We start from the raw sequence: 24,309 nt of genomic DNA on the forward strand, positions 1-24,309 counted from the left end.
GACGCCGGATCACGAGTGCTCCTGTGGTGCGGCATTCGCAATCACAGCGCCCAAGACCCCCGGAAATAGGGACTCAAGGTCATCGTGGCGCAACCGAATCAGACACGCTCGGCCTTCGCCTCGGGTCCACGTCACGCCTGCTTCGCGCAGCATTCGGGTGTGGTACGTGAGCGTTGAGCGAGGCAGGTCTTCCGCCAGTTCCAGGCTGTCATGCTCCTCGCCATCAGCTAGCCGACGGACCATCTCCAGCCGCGTCGGATCGCTCAACGCTGCCAAAACCCGGGGCAAGCTTATGTCGGCGGCAGGGGGGTGCTCATATGTGCGGGGTGTCATCGAACCTCCAATAGTCGTGCAGTTATTCCTGCACTATAATCGTGCAGGAATAACTGCACAACACATAGAGGTCTCCCTAGGTCAATCAACGTCCCCGGTTAGTACGGCTAGATAGAGACCGGTTTCGGCGGCAGGGCGAGTCTAAGCCGGGGGCGCATAAGCGAGCTTGCGAGAGCCGTCCACGTGCGGGAAAAGAACGAACGCGGCCCCGCCGACAAGGACTCCCACGAGCACGCTGCCCCACACCGGCAAGGCGATGAGCGGGGCGACCATGATGGCTAACCACAGCACCATGAGCGGTAGAAGCTGCGCTATGGAAGGCACCATGGTGACGTTGTGGTCCTCGGCGAACTCGCGCATGCGCACGCGGTAGGGGTGCAGAATCGTCAGCGCGCAGGCAGCGAGGATGAAGACCAGACTCAGCCCCAGGGCCAAGCCGAAGTGGATGCTGCTTGTACCGACCGTCACGGCGGCACCGGCCAGCAGCGAGGCGCCGAGGCGTACCCACAGCGGAGTGGGGATGGGGGTGGTGTGCGCGTGGAGGGGGTTCATGCCGCCTAACGCTACCAGCGCAATTGCGCGTGTCCGGTGGGAGGTTCATAATGGAGCCATGAATCAAACAGGTGTTCGCTTAGCGGGTGGGTCACGGGCTGACCAGGTTGCGGCTTTGCGCGCCCAGATTCAGCGCCTAGAAACGCCAGATGTGGCGGTAGATGTCCAGCCCGAGGTGGAAATCCTTGGCGTTCCCGATGCGCTATCATCCCTGCTCCCTGGCGGTGGCCTGCCTCGAAAGCAGGTTACCTCCTGTGCGGACTGTGCGGCCTTGGTGGTGGAGCTCGTAAGTCATGTTAGCGCGGCGGGCGGACATGTCGGCATCGTGGGTTGGCCAGACCTTTCACTCGCACAGGTGGCCGAGGAAGGGGATGTCTCCCGGGTCATCGTTGTGCCCGATCCTGGGGTCGAGCCCTGGGCGGTGACCGGTGTGCTGTGTGAGGGGCTGGACCTCGTCGTGCACAAAGGCGTGGGCGAGCTCAGCCCCACGCGGGCACGCCCCGTGCTGGCCAAGGTGCGTGGTGGGCAGGCGGCGCTGCTGACCGTCGGGGTGCGGCTGCCGGGCACGGTCACGGAGATCGGTGCGGACGTCGTGGCGGTGCGCGGCGTGGGCCGCGGCGTGGGGCGTATTAGGGGAGTGGACATTGAGGTGCGGGTGGCGTCGAAAAGCACGCGCCCGCGTCGTGGGATCCTCACCTGCGGCGAACGCGCTGAGCGGCCACGCTTGGAGGTGGTATGAGAGTCGCGGCCCTGTGGTTCCCGGATTGGCCCATCCAGGCGCTGCAGGACGCCGACAGGGCAGCGTGTGTGATTGCCTCCCAGCACCACGTGGTGGTGTGTAACGCGGCGGCGCGCCGGGCCGGGGTGCGCCGCGGCATGCGCGTGCGCCAGGCCCAGGCGGTGCTGCCGGATGTGCGCGTGGAGGAGGCTAACCCGGACCGCGATGGCGCAGTCTTCGCAGGGATTGCCGCGGGGCTTGATGCGGTGGCGTCCTCGGTGGAGGTCCTGCGCCCCGGCCTGGTTATTGTGGATGCGCGCGCGGCGGGGCGTTTCCACGGAAGCGAAGATAGGGCAGTGGAGATGCTTGTCGACGCCTCCTCCAGAGCCCACCTCGACGCCACCGTCGGCGTCGCAGACGAGATTGCCACCGCGCTCATTGCCGCGCGCCACGAGAACCTCGGCGCGGTGGTGTCAGAAGGTGGGTCGCGGGAGTTTCTGGCGGAGCAACCGGTGGGGTTGCTGGCTGCGGAAGTCTCGCTCGGCTGCCCGCCCGAGGTGGTCCATACTCTTCATCGTCTCGGCGTGCGCACGTTGGGTGAGCTGGCGCGCCTGCCACTGCGGCAGGTCACCACGCGTTTCGGTGAGGCGGGGCGGCGCTGCCACGCGGTGGCCTCCGCCGCGCCGGATAGGCGAGTAGCTCCGGAGCTTCAGCGGCCTGACCTCGGCGTGGAGCAGGCCTTCGAGGAACCGCTTGAGCGCGTGGATGCCGCGGCCTTCGCCGCGCGCCAGCTGGCGGCGCGACTGCACGCGGCATTGGATGATGCGGGGCTTATCTGTGTGCGTCTGCGGGTCATCGCCGAATTCGAGGGCGGCACGCGCCTGGAGCGTATCTGGCGCACCCAGGAAGCGCTGAGTGAAGCCGCCACGGCAGACCGCGTGCGCTGGCAGCTCGATGGGTGGTTGAGTAGTGCGCGGGCGGGCGAGGGTGGGGGTGTGGAGAAGCTGGTGCTGGAGCCGGTGGAAGTCGCCCCGCCCGGGGATGGCGTGCTGTGGGGCGCGGGTGAATCGACTGAGCAGGCAAAGCGGGTTATTGCGCGCGTGCAGTCCCAGCTCGGTGTGGACCGTGTGCTGCAGCCGCGGCCAGCAGCGGGGCGTGGGGTGGCCGAGCGTATCGAGCTGGTTCCCTACGGCGAGCAGCGTGACCCCGCCCCGGAGGGCACGTGGCCAGGGCGTATCCCCGCACCGCTGCCGGCGAGCCTGGCGCACCCGGCCGCGCGCATTCGGCTTATCGACGCCTCCGCGCGCGACATCATCGTCACCGCCGAGGCCCTCCTCTCCGGCGAGCCCGCGGGCCTGGGCTGGGGACGAAACCGCTACCGCGTCACCGGGTGGGCCGGGCCTTGGCCAGTGGACACCGGATGGTGGGACCCCAACGAGGCGCAGCGCTGCGCGCGCCTGCAAGTGGTCGGTGACAACGAGAACGGCCAGCGCGCCTGGCTTCTTGTGTGGGCAGGCGGGCGCTGGTCCGTGGAGGCGACGTATACCTAATTCTGGATATCGATAACCAGACGTGTTGGCGCCTTGAGCACCTGGACGGAGTAGGGGTGGCGCCCGTCGAGCCCGACGACGAACTGCGAACGCGCCTCAAAGGTGCCGCCGCTGACAACTTGGGTGACCATGCCGCCAGCGCCCTTGACGGTGCCGATGTTCGGGTCTTCCATGTCGAGCTGGAATGGGTACGCGGTGCCATCGATGCTGACGTCGAGAGCCGTTGAGCCCTCATACGAGATGGGGTTGCCGGATCCCTGCTGGGCGGGGGAGTCGGTGTAATCGATGTGCCAGCCCGGTGAGCCATTGCCGACGAATTCGAAGACGACGCGCTCAAAGTTATCGTGCTTGCCCACGCGCACATCCGTCACGACCAGCTCGGAGGGTGCCGGCGGGCGGAGGGTTTTCATCTCCAAGTTGGCATCGCCCAGTGGGGTTAGTCCGGCTGGGGCCGTGGCGTTCTGGGCCGGAGCGGCGGTGACGGTGGCGGTTGAGGTGGAAGCGCCGGACAGGGTGGCGTCGAGCGTGGCGGTGGGGGCGGAGGCGTCGTCAGAGGACGCGGAGCAGCCCTGCAGCACGAGCGCACTCGATACAGCGAGTGCTGCCACGGAGGCAGCTGCGCGCGAGAGAGTGTGTTTCGGCATACTCCCGAGCGTAGCTGCCGGTAGAGAAATTCCTAGCACCGAAGTGAACATCGTAACCACATTGTTGTGAAAGAAGTGATGACAGTTAAACTGGAGCCATGACCTTCTGCTCTGACATCCAGGTCGAACCCCTGGCTGGTACCGCTAAGCAAGAATCCGTCTACGTTCTCTTCGAGTGGCCCGCGGCCTGGTCCCGCGATGTTCTTGACGGCCACACCTTCGGCCCCGGCCTCACCGACAAGCTCAAAGCTAAGCTCAAGGGGGTAGCTGGCCTCCAGCTCATCCGCCGCCCTGGACGCGCCGGGCGGGAGCGTGGAACGGGACATTTCCGCTGCTTTATCGTCTGGGCGCAGGAGGGCCTGGTACAGGATTACATCCTCAACGGCCCGGAGGACATCCTCGACCTCGACTTGGAGAACCCGCGCGGCACCTGCCTGCCGCTGGTACTGGTGTGCACGCACGCTAAACGCGATGCCTGCTGCGCGGTGAAGGGCCGCCCACTGGCGGCGTCGCTAGCCTGTGAATATGAGGAGACGGTGTGGGAGACCTCGCACACCAAGGGCCATCGCTTCGCGCCGTCGGTGCTGCTCATGCCGTGGGGTTATTCCTTCGGGCGCCTCAACGTGGAGGCCGGCCGCGAGCTCGTGGGCAAGGCGCTGCGCGGCGAGTACTTTTACCCAGCGAACCGCGGCTCGGGACTGAACACACCGCAGGGCCAGGTAGCGGAACTTGCGGTGGCGCGGATGCTTCTCGACGCCCCCGAAACCCTCCACTACGGCGACCTCCACGTCGACGCAGCAGCTGAGGCTGCTGCGGGGGACAGTGTCACCGTGCGGCATGCCGATGGCCGCGCGTGGGTTGTGGAGCTGGAAGAAAAAGAGGCCTCCGGCGTCGTCTCCTCCTGCGGAGACGAGCCAAAGACCTCTCGCTTTTATGTCGCGTGTCGCGTCTTAGGACGCGACACGTAGGTAGGACGCGACGCGGCTAGCGGCGCATAATCTTCGCTGACAGCCAGTTGCCGAAGAACTGAGCTGCCTGCACGAGCACGATGATGATGAGGGTAGCCACCACGGTGACTTCCCACTCGAAGGCGCGGTAACCGTAAACGATGGCGAAGTCACCCAAGCCGCCGCCGCCGACGTAGCCGGCCATGGCGGACATGTCGACGATGCCGATGAACAGGAAGGTGTAGCCCAACACCAGCGGGCCCAGCGCTTCTGGGACGATGACTGTGGTGATGATCTTCCACGGTGAGGCGCCCATGGCGCGGGCCGCCTCAATGACGCCCGGATCCAGCGCCACGAGGTTTTGCTCCACGATGCGCGCCACCGCAAAGGTTGCAGCGATGACCATGACGAACGTTGCTGGTCCGCGGCCAATGGAACTGCCCAACACCGCCACCGTGAGTGGCTGGACAAAGGCCAGCAAGATAATGAACGGAATCGGACGGATAAAATTCACCAGGATATTGATGATGAAGTAAATAACCTTGTTCTGCAGGATGCCGCCTGGGCGGGTGGTGTAGAGCAAGATACCCAGAACGAGGCCGATGAGGCCGGCGAGCACCATGGTGGTGGCGACCATGATGAGGGTGTCTTTGATGGCGTCGACAAGCGTGCCACTTAGACGGTCCCAGTTGGCCTCCGCGAGGTAAGTGACGGTCATCGTTGAATCTCCTCAATCTCGGTGGTGCGTTGCATGTGGGCGTAGAATTCTTCGATGGCCTCTGCCGGGCCGTTGAGGCGCACGGTGAGCTTGCCGAAGGAATGCTTCTGCAGGGTCGTAATACCGCCGTGGACGACGGCGATGGATACGCCCTTGTCGCCGAGCTTGCCGGCAGCGTCGAAGAAGCCGGACTTCTCGGTCAGGTTGATGGTGAACAGGCGGCCTTCGTGAGCCAGAAGATCATCGGCTTCGACGATGTCCGGGGTGTTGCGCAGCGACGTCGCCACGAACTTCTCGGCCACGCTCGTCTTCGGGTGGGAGAAGACCTCGTAGACGCTGCCGTCCTCAATGACGCGGCCGGCCTCCATGACGGCGACCTTGTCGGCGATGGAGCGCACGACGTCCATCTCGTGGGTAATGACCACGATGGTGATGCCGAGGTCGCGGTTGACCTTGCGCAAAAGGTCGAGGACCTCGTGTGTGGTGGTGGGGTCGAGAGCGGAGGTGGCTTCGTCCGCAAGCAACAGCGAAGGCTGCGTCGCCAATGCGCGGGCAATGCCAACACGCTGCTTCTGGCCACCGGAGAGCTGCTCCGGGTAGTTATCGCCCTTGTCAGACAAGCCGACGAAGTCGAGCAGCTCCTGGACGCGCTTTTTACGCTCCTGCTTGTCGACGCCCTGCAGCTTCAACGGGTATTCAATATTGCCCGCCGCGGTGCGTGAGGACATGAGGTTGAACTGCTGAAAGATCATGCCGATGTTGCGGCGGATGCCGCGCAGTTGCTTTTCGGGCATACCGACGACATTGGTGCCGTCGAGAAGCAGCTCTCCCGACGTTGGGGTATCGAGGCCGTTGATCATGCGCACCAGCGTGGACTTACCTGCGCCGGAGAAGCCGATGATACCGACAATTTCGCCGGACTCGACGGTCAGGGAGACATTGTCGAGTGCTTTAGTAGTGGTCTTTTTGTTCTTAAAGACCTTGGTGATGTTGTGGAACTCAATCCGGGTGCCGCGCTGGGCGCCAGAGTAGTCAGTCACGTGGGGTGTCCTTGTGGGGTTATGTGAATCGTGTGTAACGGCCAAATCCCCCGGCCACGCACTTCAGCGTGAACGCGGGGGGACATGTGGAGTAGCGGGGAGCTTAGGCTTCTTCTTCGAGGCGGTCCAGAATCTCCTGGAGCTCCTCCTGCGGGCGGTCCACAGCCACGGCGGTCTCACCGGAGGACTTCAGGACAGCTTCGGTGACCTTCGGATCCTTCCACAGCTTGGCCAGCTCGTGGAGGGTCTCGTTGTCTGCGTCCTCTGCACGTACGGCCCATACGTTGATGTACGGCTCGGCCTCGGTGGAGTTCGGGTCATCCTGCGCAACAGCGGACTTCGGGTCAATGCCGGCGCGCTCCAGGAAGGAGTTGTTGATGACGGCCGGCTTGCCCTCGCCGTACGCGGCCGGAGTCTGGGCGGCGTCGACTGGGGTGACGGTGACCTTGGACTTCTTTTCGTCGATGTCGAGCGGAGTCGGGATCAGCGGGCTGTCCTCCTTGAGGGTAACCAGTCCCTCCTGAGCCAGCAGGCCGATAGCGCGGCCCTGGTTGGTGGAGTCATTCGGGATGGCAACTTCCTGGCCCTCGGCGTCAGAGAGATCCTCGTGGTCCTTCCAGTAGATGGCCAGCGGGTAAATCTCGGTGGATGCCAGCGGAACGAGGTCGGTGCCGTTGCCCTGGTTGTACTTAGCGAGGAACTGCAGGTGCTGGAACTTGTTAGCGGTCAGCTGGCCCTGATCCAGAGCCTGGTTCGGGGTGTTGTAGTCCGCGAAGTTCTCCAGCTTTACGTCGTAGCCAGCCTCCTTGGCCAGGTCCTGGAAGACAGCCCACTCTTCCATGTTGGCATCGGTGGTGCCGATGGTGATGGTGGAGTCCTTGGTGATGGCCTCGCCGGAGTCCTTGGACTCAGCGGAGTCCGAGGAATCGGAGGAGCAGGCAACCAGGCCGGTGGCGGCGATGACGGCTGCGGAGGTGGCAGCGAGTGCGCGACGGATGCTCATGATGGGTCTAGTGTCCCTTCTTCATTGTTTGTGCGGCATGCAGGGATGCCGCAGGTGATTACACTGCTCGAAAACTAGCAATGATTGAACCGCTTTGTCTATTTCGGTGATTGTTCAACGAAAACCTTGACGCGAACTATTGTTCTAATTTAGGGTGTGGGGCTATGAGGTTCAACGGGGGTGCAGCGCTGCCGTGGTCCCGCGTGGAGCGGATTCTGTCCGGCCGCCCGGGGCCCATTCCGGTGTCGGTGGACCATCTGCCGCAGACTACGGATGAGCCGAAGGTGGGGCACTCTACTGTGCCCTTCGCGGAGTTGCATGCGGTGAGCTCCTATAGCTTTTTGCGGGGCGCGTCCGAGCCGGAAGAGCTTGTAGCGCGCGCCGTCGGGCTGGGTTTGCAGGGAATGGCTCTGGTAGACAGGGATGGATTCTATGGGCTCATGAAGTTTGCGGAGGCGGCCGCTAAGGTGGGGCTGCCTGCCGTTTTTGGCGCGGAGCTCAGTCTTGATCCGGCTCCGCTGACCGTCCTGGCGCGCACTCCGGAGGGTTATCGCCGTCTGTCGCGGCTCATCTCCCGCGCGCGCATGGAGGCGGGGGAGAAGGGCGCGGTATCCTATCCGCCGTTGGCGGATATTGCGGCGGAGTTGCAGGAGCATTGTTTCTTCCTTGTGGGGTGGGAATGGGCAGAGCATTTCGATCTTTTGAGCGAAAGAATTAAAATAGACAGCATGGTTTTGGAGTACTCCTGTACCCAAACTCCGGAGGACGCCGACCACCACGCGGCGCTGGATAATCTCCCCGTTCCGCGCGCCATTGCCACTGCCCGGCCCGCTGCGGCTACGCGGGACCGTGCCAGGCTGGCTGGGGCCAAGCTTGCGCTGGCCCAGCGCCTCGCGCTTGTCGACGCCTCCCCCAACTCCCACCCCATGGGTGCTCCCTGGCTGCGCTCTGGGGATCAGATGGCGCAATTGCTTCCAGACCGGCCAGAACTCATCGCGGAAACCATACGGGTCCTCGAAGAGTGCAGCTTCACCTGGGAGGCGCTCGCTCCCAACTTGCCGGATTTCGATGTGCCGGAGGGTCACACCGAAATGTCGTGGCTCGAGCATCTCACCTTCGAGCGCGCGGCGGCGCGCTATGCCTCGCGTCCCGAGGAAATTCGGCGCAGGGCCTGGGAGCAGATGAGGTACGAGCTGGGCGTTATCAAGCAGCTTGGTTTTCCGGGTTACTTCCTTATTGTGTGCGACTTCGTGGATTTTTGCCGGCGGGAGAACATCCTGTGCCAGGGGCGCGGCTCGGCGGCGAATTCAGCGGTGTGTTTCGCGCTGGGGATTACGAATGCGGAGCCGATTTCCGCCGGGCTGCTCTTTGAACGCTTTTTGTCCCCGGACCGAGACGGCCCGCCGGATATTGATATTGATATTGAATCCGGGCGGCGTGAGGAGGTTATCCAGTACGTCTACGCCAAGCATGGCCGCGAGCGTGCCGCGCAGGTGGCCAACGTGATCACCTACCGTCGCAAAGGCGCGCTGCGGGATGCTGCCCGGGCGTTGGGCTATCCGCAAGGCTCGGCCGATGCGTGGTCGAAAGGCGTAGCACCCGCGCCTGGCGACGTCGAATCCTTAGCCGAGCAGTTCCTCGGCCAGCCGCGCCACCTGGGCATTCACTCTGGTGGCATGGTGTTGTGTGACCGGCCGATTGCGGATGTCGTGCCCGTGGAGTGGGCGCGCATGGAGAACCGTTCGGTGCTGCAGTGGGATATGGACGACTGCGCCGCGGCGGGGTTGGTGAAGTTCGACATGCTGGGCTTGGGCATGCTCGAGGCCCTGCATCACATGATGGATTTGGTGGAGGAGACCACCGGCCGGAAGGTCAACCTGTGGGAGCTGGACCTGGCGGACCCTGACGTCTATGACATGCTCTGCCGCGCGGATGCGGTGGGCGTGTTCCAGGTGGAATCGCGCGCACAGCTTAATACGCTGCCGCGGCTCAAGCCGCGGGTCTTCTTCGACCTCGTGGTGGAGGTCGCGCTCATTCGCCCCGGCCCCATCCAGGGCGGGTCGGTGCATCCTTACCTGCGCCGCCGCGATGGTAAAGAGCCGGTGGAGTACGACCATCCGGTGCTGGAGAAATCCCTGGGCAAGACGCTGGGCATTCCGCTTTTCCAGGAGCAGCTGATGCAGATTGCCGTCGATGCCGCCGGCTTTAGCGGTGCAGAGGCCGATGACCTGCGCCGCGCGATGGGCTCGAAGCGTTCGCCGGAGAGGATGGCCGCGCTCAAGCAGCGCTTCTATGACGGATTGTGTGAGACCAACGGGATTACCGGCGAGGTCGCGGACAAGCTGTGGACCAAGATTGTGGCTTTTGCCGCCTATGGCTTCCCGGAGTCCCACTCGCAGTCTTTTGCCTCTTTGGTGTACTTTTCGGCGTGGTTTAAGCGCTACTATCCGGCGCAGTTTTGTGTGGGTCTGTTGCGCGCGCAGCCGATGGGTTTCTACTCGCCGCAGTCCCTTATTCAGGATGCGCGCCGTCACGGCGTGGAGGTGCTGCCGGCCACTGTTAACGATTCGGGTCGCGAGGCCCGCACCGTGGTGGGGGAGGATGGTCAGGTGCGTATCCGTTTGGGGCTCAACCTCATCAAGGGGCTGGGCGATAAGGCCGCTGATCGCATTGAGGCGGCCGCGCCGTTTAGCAGCGTTCCGGATCTTTCCCGCCGAGCTGATCTCACCGTCGATCACGTGGAGGCCCTCGCGGTGGCGGGGGCCCTGGATGTCTTTGGGGTGGAGCGGCGTCAAGCGCTGTGGCAGGCCGGTGTGGCGGCGACGGAGCGGGCGGGGATGCTGCCGGGGCTGTCGGCCATCGCGGCGCCCGCGCTTCCCGGGATGAGTGCGTTTGAGCTCATGGCGGCGGATGTGGCAAGCACCGGAGTGACGCACGACCAGCAGCCGATGGAGCAGGCGCGCGGGGCGCTGCGGGCCCGCGGGATACTGTGTGCCGCGGACTTGCCAGGCGTGGAGGACGGCACTCGCGTGCGCATTGCCGGGGTGGTCACGCACCGCCAGCGCCCGCAGACTGCAGGCGGTGTGGTGTTCTTTGGATTGGAGGATGAGACCGGGTTGATGAACGTCATGGTCACGCCCGGTTTGTGGGCCCGGGACAAGGTCACCGCCCGCACCGCGCCCGCGCTCATCGTGCGTGGCATCGTGCAGAATGCCTCTGGCGCGGTCACCATTGCCGCGGACCAGCTGGAGCCGCTGGCCTTTGGTGAGGCACTCTCGCGCGGCTCGCGGGACTTCCGCTAAATGGTTTACTCCTTGGAGATGAGCTCGTCGCGGTTCATCTTTCCAGCGAGGGAGCGCGCCACGGAGAAGGGCAGCCACACCAGCAAGAGCAGGATGAGTTTGAAGTAGAGCAAGGAGACGAACACGCCATCCATGATGGGCATGGTCTTTGCTCCCCAGCTAATGACGCCGGTGACCAGCAGCAGGATGACAAGTGCGGCGAGGGAGTACTTGAGGCCGTCGTCGCGCGCTTCGACGTGCTGCTGCATCTGGTACTCATCGAGCTCCGCTGTGGGCAGGTCTGCCGAGTTGATGGTTGTGCGCAGGCGCGTGGTCATGAGCGCGCACAGCAACGTTCCGAGGGCGGCCACCATCAGCGAGGTGAACAGGGACCAGAACTGCAGGGCGAGGGAAAGAATGATGAGGCCGGCGGGCAAGTCGGCCAGGGTGATGTAGCGCTTGCGGGTCTTTACGGAATCGGGAATAGAGGCGGACATGTGTGGTTTATCCTTTGCGATAGATTTCGGAGGACATAGGGGTGAATTCGGTCCGGGAGAACACGGCTTCCACAGGCAGGTTGAAGACTTCGCAGATGTTGAAAGCGAGATCCAAACTGGGGGAGTGGTCGCCGCGTTCGAGCGCGCCGATGGTTTGGGGGTTGACCCCAATCATCTCGGCAAGCTGCGCACGCGTCATGTCCCGTTCAACGCGGAGCACGCGCACCCGGTTAAATAATGGGCGTGTGGGCTTTTTCTTTGGGGACATGCATCACAGTGTTGTATAAACCCAACGACTTGTCAAGGGTCCGTGTTAAAATGGTGGCATGAATCCGGTATCGCCTAAGCTCACCAAGGCCCGCTACATCACGAATTTGAGCTGGGATATTATCCTCGCCGCCCTCGCAGCAGCCGCTGCATATTTCTTCTGGGACTGGCTCTACTGGGTGGCCGGCGCACTCGTTGTGTGGGCGCTGTATGAGCTCTGGCTCATTCCCGCGCAGGTGAAAAACCTAGGTTGGCAGGAGACCGCAGACGAACTCTTAGTCACCCGCGGCAAAATCTGGCACACCTTCACCGTCGTGCCCTACGGCCGTATCCAGTTCGTCGACGTCACCGCCGGCCCCGTGGAACGGGCGATGGGACTGAAAAAGGTGAAGCTGCATACGGCGTCGCCAAGCAGCGATGCCACCATCCCCGGCCTACCCGCAGTTGACGCCGATGCCCTGCGCGAACGCCTCGCCATCAAGGCACGTGAGAGGATGAGCGGACTGTGAAGGATCGCGCGCTTGTCGACGTCGACGGCTACACCCGCGTCCATCGCCTCACCCCACTGCTGCGCTTTTGGTCGCTGATTCTGGCCCTGGTGGCCGTCTTTGTTCTCAATATCAACGCCTCGATGCTCTCCGACGTTCTGTCCTACCTGCAAGGTGGTCACCTAGGCGAGGTTGGACGCGGAACGCTGCTCGGTATCGGTGGCTTCGTGCTATTGTGCGCGGTCATCTGGCTGGTGTCCAGCATCTGGTGGCGCAAGTTGGGCTACAAGCTCACCGAGGATGAAATTGCACTACGGCATGGTGTTATTTCCACGTCATTCCGCTCCGCGCGCTATGAGCGCATTCAGGCTGTGGATGTGGTGGAATCCGTCATTGCACGCTTGCTGGGATTGGCTACGGTGCGCGTGGAGACCGCTGGCGGTAGGTCATCCGTCATCAAGATCGAGTACCTGTCCAAGGCGAAGGCGGAAGAGCTGCGTGAAGAATTGCTGCGCCGCACGCACGGAGGGGGCTCGGCAACTGCACCGAGCGTGGAGGTAGAGGAAGAACCCGCCGCGGATGCCTTGATTCCGGAGATTCCTATCCTGCGCACGCTTCTTGCGGAGCTGTTTCGTCTGCCCACACTCGTGACCGCGATCTTCATCGGTGGGTTGCTCTTTATTCCTGGCATGTGGACGGCGCTTCTGCCGGTCATCGTGGGCTACCTAGGCCGCGTGTGGAGCCTGGTGGATTCCTCGTGGACGTTCACCGCGCTTCACGACGCCCCCTCTAACTCCCTCAACATCTCCTATGGCTTAGCGGATCGTCGCCGTCAGACCATCCGCATCAATCGCATCCACGGTGTTCGGGTCAGCCAGCCTTTGTTGTGGCGAATGTTTGGCTGGTACGAGGTGCACGTGTCGGTCGCAGGCTATGGCGCGAAGAGCAGCGGCAAACAGTCAGGTTCTACGCGCATCCTGCCGGTAGGTACCCGCGAGCAGGCACTGGAGCTGCTGGCGCTCGTTTCTGATTTGGACCGCACACAGATTGAGGACTACGCCCGACCCGAAGGACACACGCAGCCCACGTACACCTCGCCGCGGCGCGCGACGTGGGTCAGCCCTATCGACCGCAAGCAGCAGTCGGTGACGTTGGTGGATGAACCCCAGCCGGTCGCCATCGTCCACCGCGGCCGTGTCAACCGCCGCGTCATGGTAATTGGCACCCCTCACATTCAGGAGCTCACGCTGAAAGTGGGGCCGTTGAGCCACCTCGCCGGCGTGCGCACCGTGCGCTTCGACCTCGTCGCGGGCCCAGTCAGGATGGCGGGTCAGGACCTCACACCTGCCGACGCTTCCGAGCTTCTCACTCGCCTGCGCACCCGCCGCCTGCCGACTCTGGAGGGGCCGATTAGCGGTCCGCAGGGCGGCGAAGCTTAAGCAGCACCGGCCCGCGGGTGTTGCTGGGGCCCGCGCAGGCGGAGGCGGAAGAACAGGACCCGCACCCGCCCGCGGGGCAGGAGCCCAGCGGCTCCATGTCGAGCACACCGGAAGCGGTGAGGTGGTCCAGGATGAGATCCACCGTGCCGGGTTCTAGCCCGGTCTCCTGGGCGATGGCGGCACGCGAGCGCACGCCAGATTCGATAGCTCCTTGCACGGCCTGAATGGGGGAGGCAGGCATTAGATAAACACCTTCAAAATTTGGAAGGCTGCCACGGCCAGCACCCACGCGGTGACAAGCTGCATGCCGAAGCCAAAAAGCGTCCATCGCCAACCAATCTCGCGGCGCTGCGCCGCAATCGTGGCCACGCAGGGAGTGTAGGCCAAAAGGAAGAGCATGTACGCCCACACCGCTGCCAGGGTATGGCCGCCGGACGCCTGCTCGAAATCTTGACGCACGTGGTCACTGAGCGCGCTGTGGGATTGCTCTTCGGCGGAAGCATCGGTGACATCGTCGACGGCGTAAGTCTGTGCCCATGTCGAAATCAGTGCCTCCTTGGCCACGAAACCGGTGACCAGCGGGCCGGCCAGGGACCAGGAATCGAAGCCTGCCGGAGCAAAGGCCGGAGCGATGGCGTGGGCAACTGCGCCGTAAGCAGAATCCTCCGGGGCCGGGGGCTCGCCCAAGGTGGTGTCGTGTACGGCCGCGCCGACGGGGATGGCCATGAGTAGCCACACCACGACCACCGTGCTCACGATGATGCCGCCGGCAGTGTTCAAGAACCCCTTCAAGCGCGTCCACATGACGCTCAGCGCCAACCGCGCGGTGGGCAGCTGATATGTCGGCAAGTCAATGACCAGCGCTTCCTCCGGAACCGCGCGCCACAGAGTCTTGCGCAGCGCCAAGCCCACGAGTACGAGTAGCGCAATCGAGATGACGTACATAAGAAACACCACGCTGCCGGCATGGTCGGGGAAGAACGTGGCCGAGAGCATCACGAACACCACCAAGCGTGCCGAGCATGACGTAAACGGGATGAGCAGCGCAGTCATGATGCGGTGGCGCGGGCTGCCCAGCACGCGCGTGGCCGAAATCGCGGGCACATTACAGCCAAAGCCCACGACGATCGGGATAAAGGCCTTGCCCGGCAGGCCAATGGCCCGCATCAGGCGATCCGTCACCACCGCCGCGCGTGCCATGTAGCCGGAATCTTCCAGCACCGCCAAGCACAAGAACATCAGCGCCATCAGTGGGGCGAAGGTGAGGACCATGCCGACGCCGCCAATGAGGCCGTCGACAAGCAGGCCCGTAATGAGGGGGTGACCCAGGCCGATGGCCTCAAGCCCCGCCCGAGCCCAATCGCTCAGCGGCCCGGAGACCAACGCCTCCAATCCGTCCTGAAGGGGAGCGGCCACCGTCGTGGTGATCTGGAAAACCAGCCACATGACGGCCAAAAACAGCAAGGGACCGACAACCGGGTGGAGTGCCACGGCATCGAGTCGGTGCGAAAGGGGAGTGGCGTGCTCGACCTCGCTCACCGAGGCCTTCGCCGCCGCGTCCAGCTCCGCGAAGCGCCCCTCCAGCCCGGTATTCTCACGCAGCTGCACCGGGTGGTGAGCCAAAGACTCGAGCACGACCTCGCGCAGCTTCTCGACGCCTTCCCTCCTACGCCCATCCACAACCACCACCGGGATCGACGTGGCCTCGGCGAGCGCTGCGGCATCAACCGCCTGGCCTTGGTTAAGGGCCACGTCGGTCTTGGTCAGGGCGATGATGAGGCGGTACGGCTGCTCTGCCAGCTGGAGCGCGACGTTGAGGCCGCGGGCCACCGCGGTGGCATCGACGACCACCACGACGGTATCGGGACGCTCGTCCTCAGCACACTCAATGAGCATGGCGCGGGTCAGCGCCTCATCCGGGCTGAGCGGATCGAGCGAATAGGTGCCGGGAAAATCAATGAGATCGGCGGTAGACTCACCAAGTTTCCATGCGCCGCGGCTGACCTCCACCGTGGTTCCCGGCCAGTTGCCGGTCTGCGCTTTCGCACCGGTCAGGGCGTTGAACAGGGTGGATTTACCAGAGTTGGGGGAGCCGACAAGGGCGAGGATGGGTGCGCCAGCAGGGGCGAGCGCGCCGCCCGGATCGCCGTGGCAGCTAGGGGAGGAGGCCATGGATAAGCTAGACCTCGATGGCTTTGAGAGTTGCCTTATCGATGGCGTAACGGCAGTTACCCACCGAGACCACCCGTGCGCCACCGGCCACGCGCGGGCCCATGGTGAGCGTGGCGCCGGGACGGATGCCCAGCTCTCCCAAGCGCACTGCCAAGGCGGCATCGCAGGTGCAGGAAATACATTCGCTACCCAAGGTTACGGTGCATCCGGTGGGGATGGCGTCGGCAGTCTGCCGTGGGCACCCAGACAACATATGGTCGGCTCTCTTCCTATCGTGTATTCCTATATAGGTTACCCTAAGTAAAGAAGAAATTACCTACTTCTGACGTGCACTTTTTAGGTGATCCTCACCACGTGACGCAGTCGCGTCACGTGTTAGCCGTTCGGATGCGTCCAGCTGCCCACCTGGCGCAGCATCTGGCGGTTCTTCAGACGCGAGCGGCCGAGCTTGCGAGACATCCGGTCAAGAATTTGGATGGCCTCCGTGATGTGCGGGCCCTTGTTGAGCATGACGCACTCCGCACGCAGGGCGTAGCCGGCGTCGGTGATTTCGGCACGTGAGGGAAGGCCGGTCTTAGCCAAGGTCTCCAGCACCTGCGTGGCCATGATGACCGGGATGTGCGCGGCCTCAGCAAGCTTCATGATGCGCCCCGGAACCTGCACCATGCGCTCAAAGCCCAGCTCCACGGCGAGGTCACCGCGCGCAATCATGATGCCGAACTTCTCGTGGCGCATGCCCTCCAGCAGCACAGTACCCAGCTGTTCATATGCGGGCACCGTCTCGATCTTGAGCACGACGCCCAGGTTGCGCACGCGCTGTGCCATATCCTCGGAGTCCTGTTCCGCAGCAATCTCTTCGATGGTGCTGAGGAGGAAGGAAACGTCAGCAGGTGTGCGGATGAAGGACACCGCTGCGATGTCGCAGTGCGTGGCGACGAAACGCAGCGCCGCAATGTCCTCCTCGGTGAGGCTGGGCAGCGGGATGTCGGTCTCCGGAAGGTTGATGCCCTTATACGCTGCCAGGTTGGTGCCGTTAGGCCCAGCGTGCTCAATAGCAATGACGGCCTCGCGGTCCTCGCCCTGAGTGCGGACCTCGGTGACGCGGCCCGAAATGGCGCCGTCATCGAAAATCACGGCATGCCCCACCTCGAGCGCGGTGACGACCTCCGGGATGGTGCAGCCAATCGTTGTCACTTCGTCTTCCGCAATCCGCGCCGGCTCCTGCGAGGTGCTTAGCACCAGTTCATCGCCGCGGTGGAGGCGAATTTTCTGCTCTAGTGCGGGAACCCCGCGCACCTGTGTCGTCTCGGCACCGTGGCTGAGCACCGTACCCTCCGCTAGGTAGCAATTGCGCTCGCCGCGCAGCACCGCCACGTCCTCCTCTACAGACTCCACGGTGAAGGACCGCGAACGGCCGCGAGCCTCGGTAAAACGCACCTCGCTGCCCGGTTCCAGATCGGTCAGCCACGCGCCGTCAACCTCTACGGCGATGGCCGGGCGAGCCACGCTTGCCGACGCCCCCTTCGCCACCTCCTGGGCTTTCTCGGCCTGGGGGACGTCGGAAAGCACCAGCGTCGGCGGGGATAACAATTCACCCGCCGCGGAACGCTCGCCGCGCATCCGAACCACTCGCGGCCCCGGCTCGATGGCGCCGGTGCGCACCTTGGGGCCGGCAATATCGCAGGAAATGAGAATCTCGCGACCCACCTCCGCGGCGGCGCGGTGGACGTGCTCGACCATCTTCTCCCAGGCGGCCTCACCGTCGTGGGCACAGTTGATGCGGGCCAGCTCCATGCCCGCGCGGGCAAACCCCAGAACAAGGTCGTAATCCTCGGCGGCTTCGGACGGAAGAGTCACCATGATGCGGGCATGGGTGCCCTCCTGTGTCGGGCCGAGGAGCGCCTCGGTGTTCGCGTCGAGGATGTCGTCAGCATCCGCATAGGCGGTGGCGATGGCCTGCATGGGGTAGGTCGGAGCCTGGCCGTCAAAAGCATCGAGCACGTTGCGCGCCGCATGCAGGCGCTCCAGCACCGCCGGCTCCGGGTGGCTCAGGCTCGTCGCGCCCAGCGCACTGAGGCCTTCTTGGACCTCCACCGCATCCTGGGAACGCAGTGCCATATAGCGCACCAAGTTGACCGCGCCGGGGCGGTGATTGGGCGCAACCTTGGCAATAGGTTCGGTGTATTCGGCGGTGGCCTTCTCGACGCGGTCAATCAGGGCATCAAGACGCGGGCGCAAACTCGACATGGTGGGCTCCTTCCTGGTGGATATCACCCTTATTGTGCCGCTACTTACTAGATCGCGCCACGGAAGCGCTAGAGCTATCCGTGGATGGTCAGCCCCCAGTGATTAATGGCGCTGCCGATCTCCATGGCACCGAGAAGAGTCTTGTTGCTATCGGAGACGTTGGAACTGACTCCTAGCGCCCACACTCCGGAGTCATCCACCGCGAAGATCGCGCCGCCCGAATCGCCGCGATCAGAGATATTTCGAAAGTAGAAAAGGCCGCCGTTGCCAATACTTTCAAACTCACCGCACGAGTACCCGGTCGTTGCACCGAGCCGACAAATCATCATGTTTCTTTGCTGTGCTTCCTGCGGTGTGATCCATCCCTGCATGGGCAGATCGAGCGGGAGGGTAGATCTATAGCGGGCGTCGCCCGTAATTTCGATGAGGCCGATATCAGTGCCGTAGATGCCTCCGTCGGCAGACTCTTGAAGGTAAGACTCGACCATCTCTCCCACGTAAGACCAATTGTTCTGTGCATCGCTCACATAAAACTGGTCCCCGCGATCACCGCAATGGCCTGCGGTAATGATGAATAAGCGCTCTCCCTTGGAAGCGAGAAAACCTGTTGAGCACGTGCCATTTCTGGTCTCGTTGACAATTCTTCCGCCAGGGACGATTCCACCTGGCTGTTTTAGCCATTCCCAGTCAACAGAGTTGTGATAGTAGATGCCTCGGTTGTCGTCGCGCCCCCTTTGGCCGGAAGCATCGTTTCCTGGGTCGATTACGGACCGCCTCACTGGCGGCTCAGCTGAGTTTTGCTGCTGGCGATTCGTTGAAGTACTGGCCGAAGTTGTGTTTTTCAACGTCGCAGTAGGCGTTGTGGGGGCAGCGAGAATCTCCGAAATTTCGGCCCCAGCCGAGTTTTCAGTGGTGGTTTGGGAGTCAGATGCGGACCCGGCATCGGTGTTAGAACAACTAGTAAGCAGTACCGCGGCGCTGAGGGCCGCGAGAAGACGGTTGCGGCCCAGAGAAGCAGTGGTGGTGTGGAGAGCCATACAGACACTTTCGGTAGCGAGGACAGGATACAAGCAGGCTGTTCACAGCTAATGGCAGTGTACGGCACGCTCCATGTTCCTTGCGACCGTTTAGATCGCGCCACGGAAGCCGAGCTGCCGCCAGGCCTCGTACACGGCTGTCGACGCCGCGTTGGACAAATTCATCGAGCGCCGCGCCGGCATCATGGGAATGCGCACCCGCTCAGTCACGCGCGGGTGGAAGGCGTGTTCCTCCGGCAGTCCGGTCGGCTCGGTGCCGAAGAGGAGGACATCGCCCTCCTGGTATTCGACGTCCGTGAACCACTTATCCGTGTGGGTGGTGAAGGCGAAGACCCGCGCGCCGGGGAGGGCCTCCATACAGGTGTCGAAATCTTTGTGGATCTGCAGGTCCGCCAGGTCGTGGTAGTCCAGGCCGGCGCGCTTGAGGTGCTTGTCCTCGAAGTTGAAGCCGAGTGGCTCGATGAGGTGCAGGCTCGCGCCCGTGACGGCGGCGGTGCGGATGGCGTTGCCGGTGTTGGTGGGGATCACGGGGTTGTCGAAGACGATGTGCAGGCTGCTCATAGGCATCAGTCTAGGATGGTGGGCATGACCGCTACCAAACTAGATGGCAACCTGTACCGCGACGAGATTTTTGAGGACCTGGCCCAGCGCGTGGCCGCCCTCAAGGAGAAGGGGATCACCCCGGGCCTGGCTACGGTCCTGGTGGGTGATGACCCGGGCTCGCACTCCTACGTGAAGATGAAGCACCGCGATTGCGAGAAGCTCGGCATCAACTCGATTCGCAAGGACTTGCCTGCCGACGTTACCCAGGAGGAACTCGAGCGCGTCATCAAGGAACTCAATAATGACGACGCCTGCACTGGCTACATCGTTCAGTTGCCGCTGCCGAAGCACCTGGATGAAAACCGCGTGCTGGAGCTTATCGACCCAGCTAAGGACGCCGACGGCCTGCACCCGATCAACCTGGGCAAGCTGGTACTCAACGAGGACGCCCCGCTTCCGTGCACCCCGAACGGTTGCATCCACCTGCTGCGTCGCTTCGGTGTGGAGCTGAACGGTGCGAAGGTCGTGGTTATCGGCCGCGGTGTGACCGTGGGCCGCCCGATTGGCCTCATGCTCACCCGCCGCAGCGAGAATTCCACGGTGACGCTGTGCCACACCGGCACCAAGGACCTAGCCGCGGAGACCCGTGCGGCCGACGTCATCATCGCTGCCGCCGGCAAGGCGCACATGCTCACCGCCGACATGGTTAAGGAAGGCGCCGCGGTTCTCGACGTCGGCGTCTCCCGCGTCGATGGCAAACTCGCCGGCGACGTGGCTGAGGACGTGTGGGAGAAGGCCGGCTTTGTCTCCCCGAACCCGGGTGGTGTGGGGCCGTTGACGCGCGCGTTCCTGGTGAGCAACATCGTCGAACGTGCCGAGAAGCTGGCCGCCCAGTAGCTAGCAGCAGTTCCATGCACACGCAGAGCCCCCGGGAGCGTCCGCAGATAGCGCCAGCAGCACCGGCCAAGCCGCCGGTGTCGTTGGCGAACCCACATGACGCCCACCTCAAGCCCTCGCCGCTGCCGCCGGTGGTGCAGTGGGTAGCCATCGGGTTGTTCGTGGCGGCGGTGGCGGTGTCGGGTATCTATGCGATTTCCGAGCACTGGCGCCGCGCCACCATGCTGCTGGGAGGGGCACTGATGTGGCTCACGGTGGTGCGCCTGACCTGTGACTCCTCACGAGTCGGCGTGTTGGCCGTGCGCTCGCGGCGCTTCGACGCCTGTTTCACCGGCATCCTCGGCGCGGCGATGGCGTTTATGGCCTTTTCTATCGACGCGCTCGGCTCCTAGATGTAGTACTCATCTCCCACGTATGCGGGGCCGACGTCGAGGCCGTTCGGGGCGGAGAGCAACAGGAAGTTGCGCAGGATTCGGTTCATTTGGCGTGTTTCGGTGAGGAAGGCATCGTGGCCGACGGGGGAGACAATCTTGGCCATGGCTAGTAACTGATTGACGTTGCGGGAGATGTGCTCCTGCTGGTGATAGGGATACAGGATGTCCGTGTCCACGCCCACCACCATTGTCGGCACCTGCGAGGCCGCCAGCGCCTTGATGAGGCCGCCGCGCCCGCGGCCGACGTCGTGGCGGTTGAGGGCCTCGGTAAGCACGACGTAGGAGCCGGCATCGAAACGATCAGTAAGCCTGCCGCCCTGGTAATCCAGGTAGGAGTTCACCGCGAAGCGCTGGTTGAGCCGACGGTACGGCCCCAAAGGGTTTTCGCCCTGCTGCGGTGAGGCACCAAAACGTTCGTCGATTTCCTGCTCGCCGCGATACGTCAGGTGCGCGATGCGGCGCGCGGCGGCCAGGCCATCGCGCGGGGTCTTATCCGTGCGGTAGTAATTGCCGCCGTGCCAGAACGGATCGCGCTCAATCGCGGAAATCTGGGCGGTCTGAATGCCGATCTGCCAGCCCGACGCTCGGGCTGAGACCGCAATCACGCACACCGCTGACACGCTCTCCGGGTGCATGAGGCTCCACTCCAGCGTGCGAGCCCCTCCCATCGAGCCGCCTAGCACGGCATGGACGCGAGAGATGCCCAGCTCCTTCAAGCAGGCGTGTTCCGCCTCAACCAAATCCCTGATGGACAATGCGGGGAAACGCCCGCCCCACGGCTCGCCATCCGGGTGCAGGCTGCTTGGACCCGTGGAGCCATTGCAACCGCCCAGGGCGTTGGTAGCGATAACGCACCACCGCGTGGTGTCCAGGGCCTTGCCGGGGCCGACCAGGTCAGACCACCACTCTGCCACGTTGGAGTCTCCGGTGAGGGCATGTTCCACCAGCAGCACGTTGTTGACCCCGTCGGGGTCGCCGGCGAAGGCGCCCCAGCGTTGGTAGGCCAGGGAGGCGTCGGCAAGCACGGCGCCCGCCTCGGTGGTGAAATCTCCGATGGGGACCTGGGCCAGCTCGCCCTCGGGCGCGAGTTCGGGAACGGTGCTAGCCAATGGCCTGGAACCCGCGCTCGAGGTCAGCAATGATGTCCTGGACATCCTCGATGCCCACGGAGAGGCGCACCGTGGCCTGGGTAATGCCCGCAGCTTTCAGCGCTGCCTCATCGGACTGGGAGTGCGTCGTGGTGGCCGGGTGCACCACGAGGGAACGCGTGTCACCGATGTTGGCCAGGTTGGAGTGCAGCTTCAGGGCGTCGATAAACGCCCAGGCCTCCTCACGGCCGCCGTCGATGTCGAAGGAGAGCACGGAACCGGTGTAGGCATAACCCAGCTTCTCCTTGGTGGCCTTGTACGGCGAGGAATCCAGGCCCGCGTAATTGACCTTCGTGACCTTGGCGTGGCCCTCCAGGTACTCAGCCACGGCCTGGGCGTTGGCATTGTGCTTATCGACGCGCAACTGCAACGTCTCAATGCCATTGAGCGTCAGCCAGGCGTTAAACGGGGAAATGGCAGCCCCCGTATCGCGCAGCAGGCCCGCGCGCGCCTTGATGGCGAAGGCCGGCGCACCCAGGTCGGCGTACTTGAGGCCGTGGTAAGCCTCGTCCGGGGTGACGAAGTAGGGGAAGACCGGCTCGCCGTCGCGGGTGACGGTCCAGTCGAAGGAGCCACCGTCAATAATCGCGCCGCCGATGGCGGAACCATTGCCGGTGTAGAACTTCGTGGTGGAGACCACGACGATGTCCGCGCCCAGCTCCAGAGGGCGGGCCAGGGCGCCGGTGGCGATGGTGTTGTCCACGATGAGCGGAATCTGGTTTGCGTGGGCGACCTCGGCGATGGCCGGGATATCGAGGACGTCAGCGACCGGGTTGCCAAAGGTCTCGCCGTAGAAGGCTTTGGTGTTCGGCTGGACGGCGTCCTGCCACGAGGCCGGGTCATCCGGGTTCTCCACAAGGGTGACGTCGATGCCGAGGCGCTTGAGAGTGACGGTAAAGAGGGTAGAGGTTCCGCCGTAGAGGCGCGGGGAGGTAACAATGTGGTCGCCCGCGGAGGCCAGATTAAAAATGGCGGCGGTCTCGGCGGCCTGGCCGGAAGCAAAAGCTACGGCGGCAACACCGCCCTCCAGCGATGCCAGGCGGGCCTCCAAAGCATCCTGGGTGGGGTTGGTCAGGCGGGTATAAATCGGGCCGGCATCCGAGAGGTTAAAACGGTTGGCGGCGTGCTCGGCATCGTTGAAGACGTACGACGTGGTCTGGTAAATCGGCACGTTGCGTGCGTTGGTCGAGCCGTCCAGGTTCTGGCCGGCGTGGAGGGCGCGGGTGGCAAAAGACCACTCGTTTACTGCGGAATTATCGTACTTAGTGCTCATGCTTGGCAACGCTAGACCAAGCGGTTCAGAACTGTAAGTGGCCTACCGGAAAATGCAGGCGAGCGGCGGAATAAAAATAGACCGAGCGGTTGGTTGATGATCGTCTCATCGTGTTCGAAGCACCCTAACGGAGTTGATAGATCTTTTCCAGTTTCGTGGTCGGATAAGCACGTAGGCGATAAAATCTAGAAAACCGGAGGAGCGTCTTTATGGTGTCTACTGTTGATCGCGGAGTGTTGCTGATACATAGGTTCGTGGTCGGCTTGGCAGTCATAGTGTCCTGCGGGGCGGCGCTTGCCGAGTGGAGTGCCATGAGTTTTCTTTGGCTGCTGCTGGCCTTGGGGATGGCTATCTCTAGTATTCGTCCACGAGTTTCCATAGCGATTGTTTTTGCTCTGTTTCTTATCCTTAACGCTCAAGGACTCAATGGATACGCGTTGAACGCGGTCAGTGCATTGTTCATTTGTTGCTTAGCTGTTCTCGGTTTTGTGCGAACGGGGCTTGTAGGAATATTTCTCGTTGGATATGTTCCGCTGGTGTTTGTTCTTTTTCCTTCCTGGGCAGAACCAGGAGAACCATTTTCTACGTCCCTTTTTGCGGCGTCAACAACAGTGATGGGAATTGCTGGGCTCTTATGGGTACTAGGATTTGGCTTGCAGGCAACGGTGAAACGAAGCACCGATGTCCGGCGTGAACAAGAGGAATCACTGCGGGAGTACTTGCATGACAATGTGGGTAATCCATTAAGCATTGCCACGTTGGGTGCGCAATTGGCGGCAGCTCAGCATGGTGATTCGGGGCAGTTAAATCTTGTTATGCAGGAAGTTCAACGGGCCGCTGAGGCATTATCACATGTCGCAAGCCAAGCGGGAAGGGGCCGTAGACGCACTGTTCGAGGTGCGGCGATGGAATGGGCTGACAAGATGCACGCATGTGGATTGTCCCCATCGGTGTCGGTGGAGAGCAGCGAGGGCATTTCTGAAGTGCACACAACGGTTCTTCTCAGGGCAATGGATGAACTGTGCTCTAACGTGATAAGGAATTCCGACAAGGGTGTTGCGACCGGCTATTTGGTAGCAGT

At 63.1% G+C, this 24,309-nt stretch carries 25 protein-coding genes; 9 read left to right on the forward strand and 16 right to left on the reverse strand.

Annotated features, from left to right (window positions below; genetic code table 11):
* Positions 1–9: 9 nt before the first annotated feature.
* Together HMPREF3149_RS04450 and HMPREF3149_RS04455 are read right to left on the reverse strand one after the other, a co-directional pair.
* Positions 10–333 (reverse strand): ArsR/SmtB family transcription factor, encoded by a 324-nt coding sequence (locus tag HMPREF3149_RS04450; RefSeq protein WP_070536876.1) that lies wholly within the window; start codon positions 331–333, stop codon positions 10–12.
* A 141-nt stretch (positions 334–474) separates the two neighbouring features.
* Positions 475–885, reverse strand: a complete 411-nt coding sequence (locus HMPREF3149_RS04455) for a hypothetical protein (RefSeq protein ID WP_070536877.1) — start codon at positions 883–885, stop codon at positions 475–477.
* 58 nt (positions 886–943) lie between these two features.
* Between HMPREF3149_RS04455 and HMPREF3149_RS04460 the strand changes: the two genes are divergently transcribed.
* Together HMPREF3149_RS04460 and HMPREF3149_RS04465 are read left to right on the forward strand one after the other, a co-directional pair.
* Entirely contained in the window at positions 944–1,624 is a 681-nt protein-coding gene (locus HMPREF3149_RS04460; protein ID WP_070536878.1) for a hypothetical protein, read from the forward strand.
* Complete coding sequence (locus HMPREF3149_RS04465) at positions 1,621–3,153, forward strand: DNA polymerase Y family protein (RefSeq protein ID WP_070536879.1); 1,533 nt, start codon at positions 1,621–1,623, stop codon at positions 3,151–3,153. Before HMPREF3149_RS04460 ends, HMPREF3149_RS04465 begins: the two co-directional genes overlap by 4 nt.
* Here HMPREF3149_RS04465 and HMPREF3149_RS04470 read toward each other — a convergent pair.
* The gene (locus HMPREF3149_RS04470; protein ID WP_070536880.1) at positions 3,150–3,797 is read right to left on the reverse strand and encodes an AMIN-like domain-containing (lipo)protein; all 648 of its coding nucleotides are present in this window, start codon (positions 3,795–3,797) and stop codon (positions 3,150–3,152) included. The genes HMPREF3149_RS04465 and HMPREF3149_RS04470 overlap by 4 nt on opposite strands.
* A gap of 98 nt (positions 3,798–3,895) precedes the next feature.
* On the opposite strand from HMPREF3149_RS04470, the gene HMPREF3149_RS04475 reads away from it, so the two are divergent.
* The gene (locus HMPREF3149_RS04475) at positions 3,896–4,765 is read left to right on the forward strand and encodes a sucrase ferredoxin (protein WP_070536881.1); all 870 of its coding nucleotides are present in this window, start codon (positions 3,896–3,898) and stop codon (positions 4,763–4,765) included.
* Between the two features lie 16 nt (positions 4,766–4,781).
* Here the strand turns inward: HMPREF3149_RS04475 and HMPREF3149_RS04480 are convergent, their stop codons facing one another.
* The 3 genes from HMPREF3149_RS04480 to HMPREF3149_RS04490 all read right to left on the reverse strand — a co-directional run bounded on the left by HMPREF3149_RS04480 (position 4,782) and on the right by HMPREF3149_RS04490 (position 7,505).
* A complete protein-coding gene (locus HMPREF3149_RS04480; protein ID WP_042529467.1) occupies positions 4,782–5,462 on the reverse strand; it encodes a methionine ABC transporter permease in 681 nt (226 codons plus the stop codon).
* The gene (locus HMPREF3149_RS04485) at positions 5,459–6,502 is read right to left on the reverse strand and encodes a methionine ABC transporter ATP-binding protein (RefSeq protein ID WP_070536882.1); all 1,044 of its coding nucleotides are present in this window, start codon (positions 6,500–6,502) and stop codon (positions 5,459–5,461) included. Before HMPREF3149_RS04485 ends, HMPREF3149_RS04480 begins: the two co-directional genes overlap by 4 nt.
* 103 nt (positions 6,503–6,605) lie before the next feature.
* On the reverse strand, positions 6,606–7,505 hold the full coding sequence (locus HMPREF3149_RS04490) for a MetQ/NlpA family ABC transporter substrate-binding protein (RefSeq protein WP_070536883.1): 900 nt from the start codon (positions 7,503–7,505) through the stop codon (positions 6,606–6,608).
* 164 nt (positions 7,506–7,669) lie between these two features.
* On the opposite strand from HMPREF3149_RS04490, the gene HMPREF3149_RS04495 reads away from it, so the two are divergent.
* Complete coding sequence (locus tag HMPREF3149_RS04495) at positions 7,670–10,807, forward strand: error-prone DNA polymerase (protein ID WP_070536884.1); 3,138 nt, start codon at positions 7,670–7,672, stop codon at positions 10,805–10,807.
* A 5-nt stretch (positions 10,808–10,812) separates the two neighbouring features.
* On the opposite strand, the gene HMPREF3149_RS04500 is transcribed toward HMPREF3149_RS04495, so the two are convergent.
* Positions 10,813–11,283 carry a hypothetical protein gene (locus tag HMPREF3149_RS04500; protein ID WP_070536885.1) on the reverse strand — a complete coding sequence of 157 codons (471 nt, stop codon included), beginning with the start codon at positions 11,281–11,283 and terminating at the stop codon, positions 10,813–10,815.
* Between the two features lie 7 nt (positions 11,284–11,290).
* A complete protein-coding gene (locus HMPREF3149_RS04505; protein WP_042529477.1) occupies positions 11,291–11,551 on the reverse strand; it encodes a helix-turn-helix transcriptional regulator in 261 nt (86 codons plus the stop codon).
* A gap of 58 nt (positions 11,552–11,609) precedes the next feature.
* On the opposite strand from HMPREF3149_RS04505, the gene HMPREF3149_RS04510 reads away from it, so the two are divergent.
* Positions 11,610–12,059: a PH domain-containing protein gene (locus HMPREF3149_RS04510; protein ID WP_042529479.1), complete on the forward strand. Its 450-nt coding sequence runs from the start codon at positions 11,610–11,612 to the stop codon at positions 12,057–12,059.
* Positions 12,056–13,477, forward strand: a complete 1,422-nt coding sequence (locus HMPREF3149_RS04515; protein ID WP_070536886.1) for a PH domain-containing protein — start codon at positions 12,056–12,058, stop codon at positions 13,475–13,477. The genes HMPREF3149_RS04510 and HMPREF3149_RS04515 overlap by 4 nt, the downstream gene beginning before the upstream one ends.
* Here the strand turns inward: HMPREF3149_RS04515 and HMPREF3149_RS04520 are convergent.
* The 6 genes from HMPREF3149_RS04520 to HMPREF3149_RS04545 all read right to left on the reverse strand — a co-directional run bounded on the left by HMPREF3149_RS04520 (position 13,449) and on the right by HMPREF3149_RS04545 (position 19,494).
* Positions 13,449–13,718, reverse strand: coding sequence for a FeoC-like transcriptional regulator (locus tag HMPREF3149_RS04520; RefSeq protein ID WP_070536887.1), 270 nt, complete (start codon positions 13,716–13,718; stop codon positions 13,449–13,451). The genes HMPREF3149_RS04515 and HMPREF3149_RS04520 overlap by 29 nt on opposite strands.
* Positions 13,718–15,649 carry a ferrous iron transport protein B gene (feoB, locus tag HMPREF3149_RS04525; protein WP_070536888.1) on the reverse strand — a complete coding sequence of 644 codons (1,932 nt, stop codon included), beginning with the start codon at positions 15,647–15,649 and terminating at the stop codon, positions 13,718–13,720. Before feoB ends, HMPREF3149_RS04520 begins: the two co-directional genes overlap by 1 nt.
* Positions 15,650–15,656: 7 nt before the next feature.
* On the reverse strand, positions 15,657–15,902 hold the full coding sequence (locus HMPREF3149_RS04530; protein ID WP_070536889.1) for a FeoA family protein: 246 nt from the start codon (positions 15,900–15,902) through the stop codon (positions 15,657–15,659).
* Positions 15,903–16,024: 122 nt separating this feature from the next.
* Positions 16,025–17,920: a pyruvate kinase gene (locus HMPREF3149_RS04535; RefSeq protein ID WP_371440947.1), complete on the reverse strand. Its 1,896-nt coding sequence runs from the start codon at positions 17,918–17,920 to the stop codon at positions 16,025–16,027.
* A gap of 50 nt (positions 17,921–17,970) precedes the next feature.
* Entirely contained in the window at positions 17,971–18,423 is a 453-nt protein-coding gene (locus HMPREF3149_RS13290; RefSeq protein WP_141741451.1) for a chymotrypsin family serine protease, read from the reverse strand.
* A gap of 600 nt (positions 18,424–19,023) precedes the next feature.
* Positions 19,024–19,494, reverse strand: coding sequence for a tRNA (cytidine(34)-2'-O)-methyltransferase (locus tag HMPREF3149_RS04545; RefSeq protein ID WP_070536892.1), 471 nt, complete (start codon positions 19,492–19,494; stop codon positions 19,024–19,026).
* A 24-nt stretch (positions 19,495–19,518) separates the two neighbouring features.
* Here HMPREF3149_RS04545 and HMPREF3149_RS04550 point away from each other — a divergent pair, with 24 nt between their 5' ends.
* A complete protein-coding gene (locus tag HMPREF3149_RS04550) occupies positions 19,519–20,373 on the forward strand; it encodes a bifunctional methylenetetrahydrofolate dehydrogenase/methenyltetrahydrofolate cyclohydrolase (RefSeq protein WP_070536893.1) in 855 nt (284 codons plus the stop codon).
* 77 nt (positions 20,374–20,450) lie between these two features.
* Positions 20,451–20,765: a DUF3017 domain-containing protein gene (locus HMPREF3149_RS04555; RefSeq protein WP_070536898.1), complete on the forward strand. Its 315-nt coding sequence runs from the start codon at positions 20,451–20,453 to the stop codon at positions 20,763–20,765.
* Here HMPREF3149_RS04555 and HMPREF3149_RS04560 read toward each other — a convergent pair.
* Together HMPREF3149_RS04560 and HMPREF3149_RS04565 are read right to left on the reverse strand one after the other, a co-directional pair.
* Entirely contained in the window at positions 20,762–21,961 is a 1,200-nt protein-coding gene (locus tag HMPREF3149_RS04560; protein ID WP_256366413.1) for a homoserine O-acetyltransferase MetX, read from the reverse strand. The genes HMPREF3149_RS04555 and HMPREF3149_RS04560 overlap by 4 nt on opposite strands.
* Complete coding sequence (locus tag HMPREF3149_RS04565; RefSeq protein WP_070536894.1) at positions 21,909–23,228, reverse strand: O-acetylhomoserine/O-acetylserine sulfhydrylase; 1,320 nt, start codon at positions 23,226–23,228, stop codon at positions 21,909–21,911. Before HMPREF3149_RS04565 ends, HMPREF3149_RS04560 begins: the two co-directional genes overlap by 53 nt.
* 212 nt (positions 23,229–23,440) lie before the next feature.
* On the opposite strand from HMPREF3149_RS04565, the gene HMPREF3149_RS04570 reads away from it, so the two are divergent.
* A partial coding sequence (locus tag HMPREF3149_RS04570; RefSeq protein ID WP_141741452.1) for a hypothetical protein occupies positions 23,441–24,309 on the forward strand: 869 nt, incomplete at its 3' end.

The organism is Corynebacterium sp. HMSC05E07 (assembly GCF_001807225.1).
GTDB classification, from domain to species: Bacteria; Actinomycetota; Actinomycetes; order Mycobacteriales; family Mycobacteriaceae; genus Corynebacterium; species Corynebacterium singulare.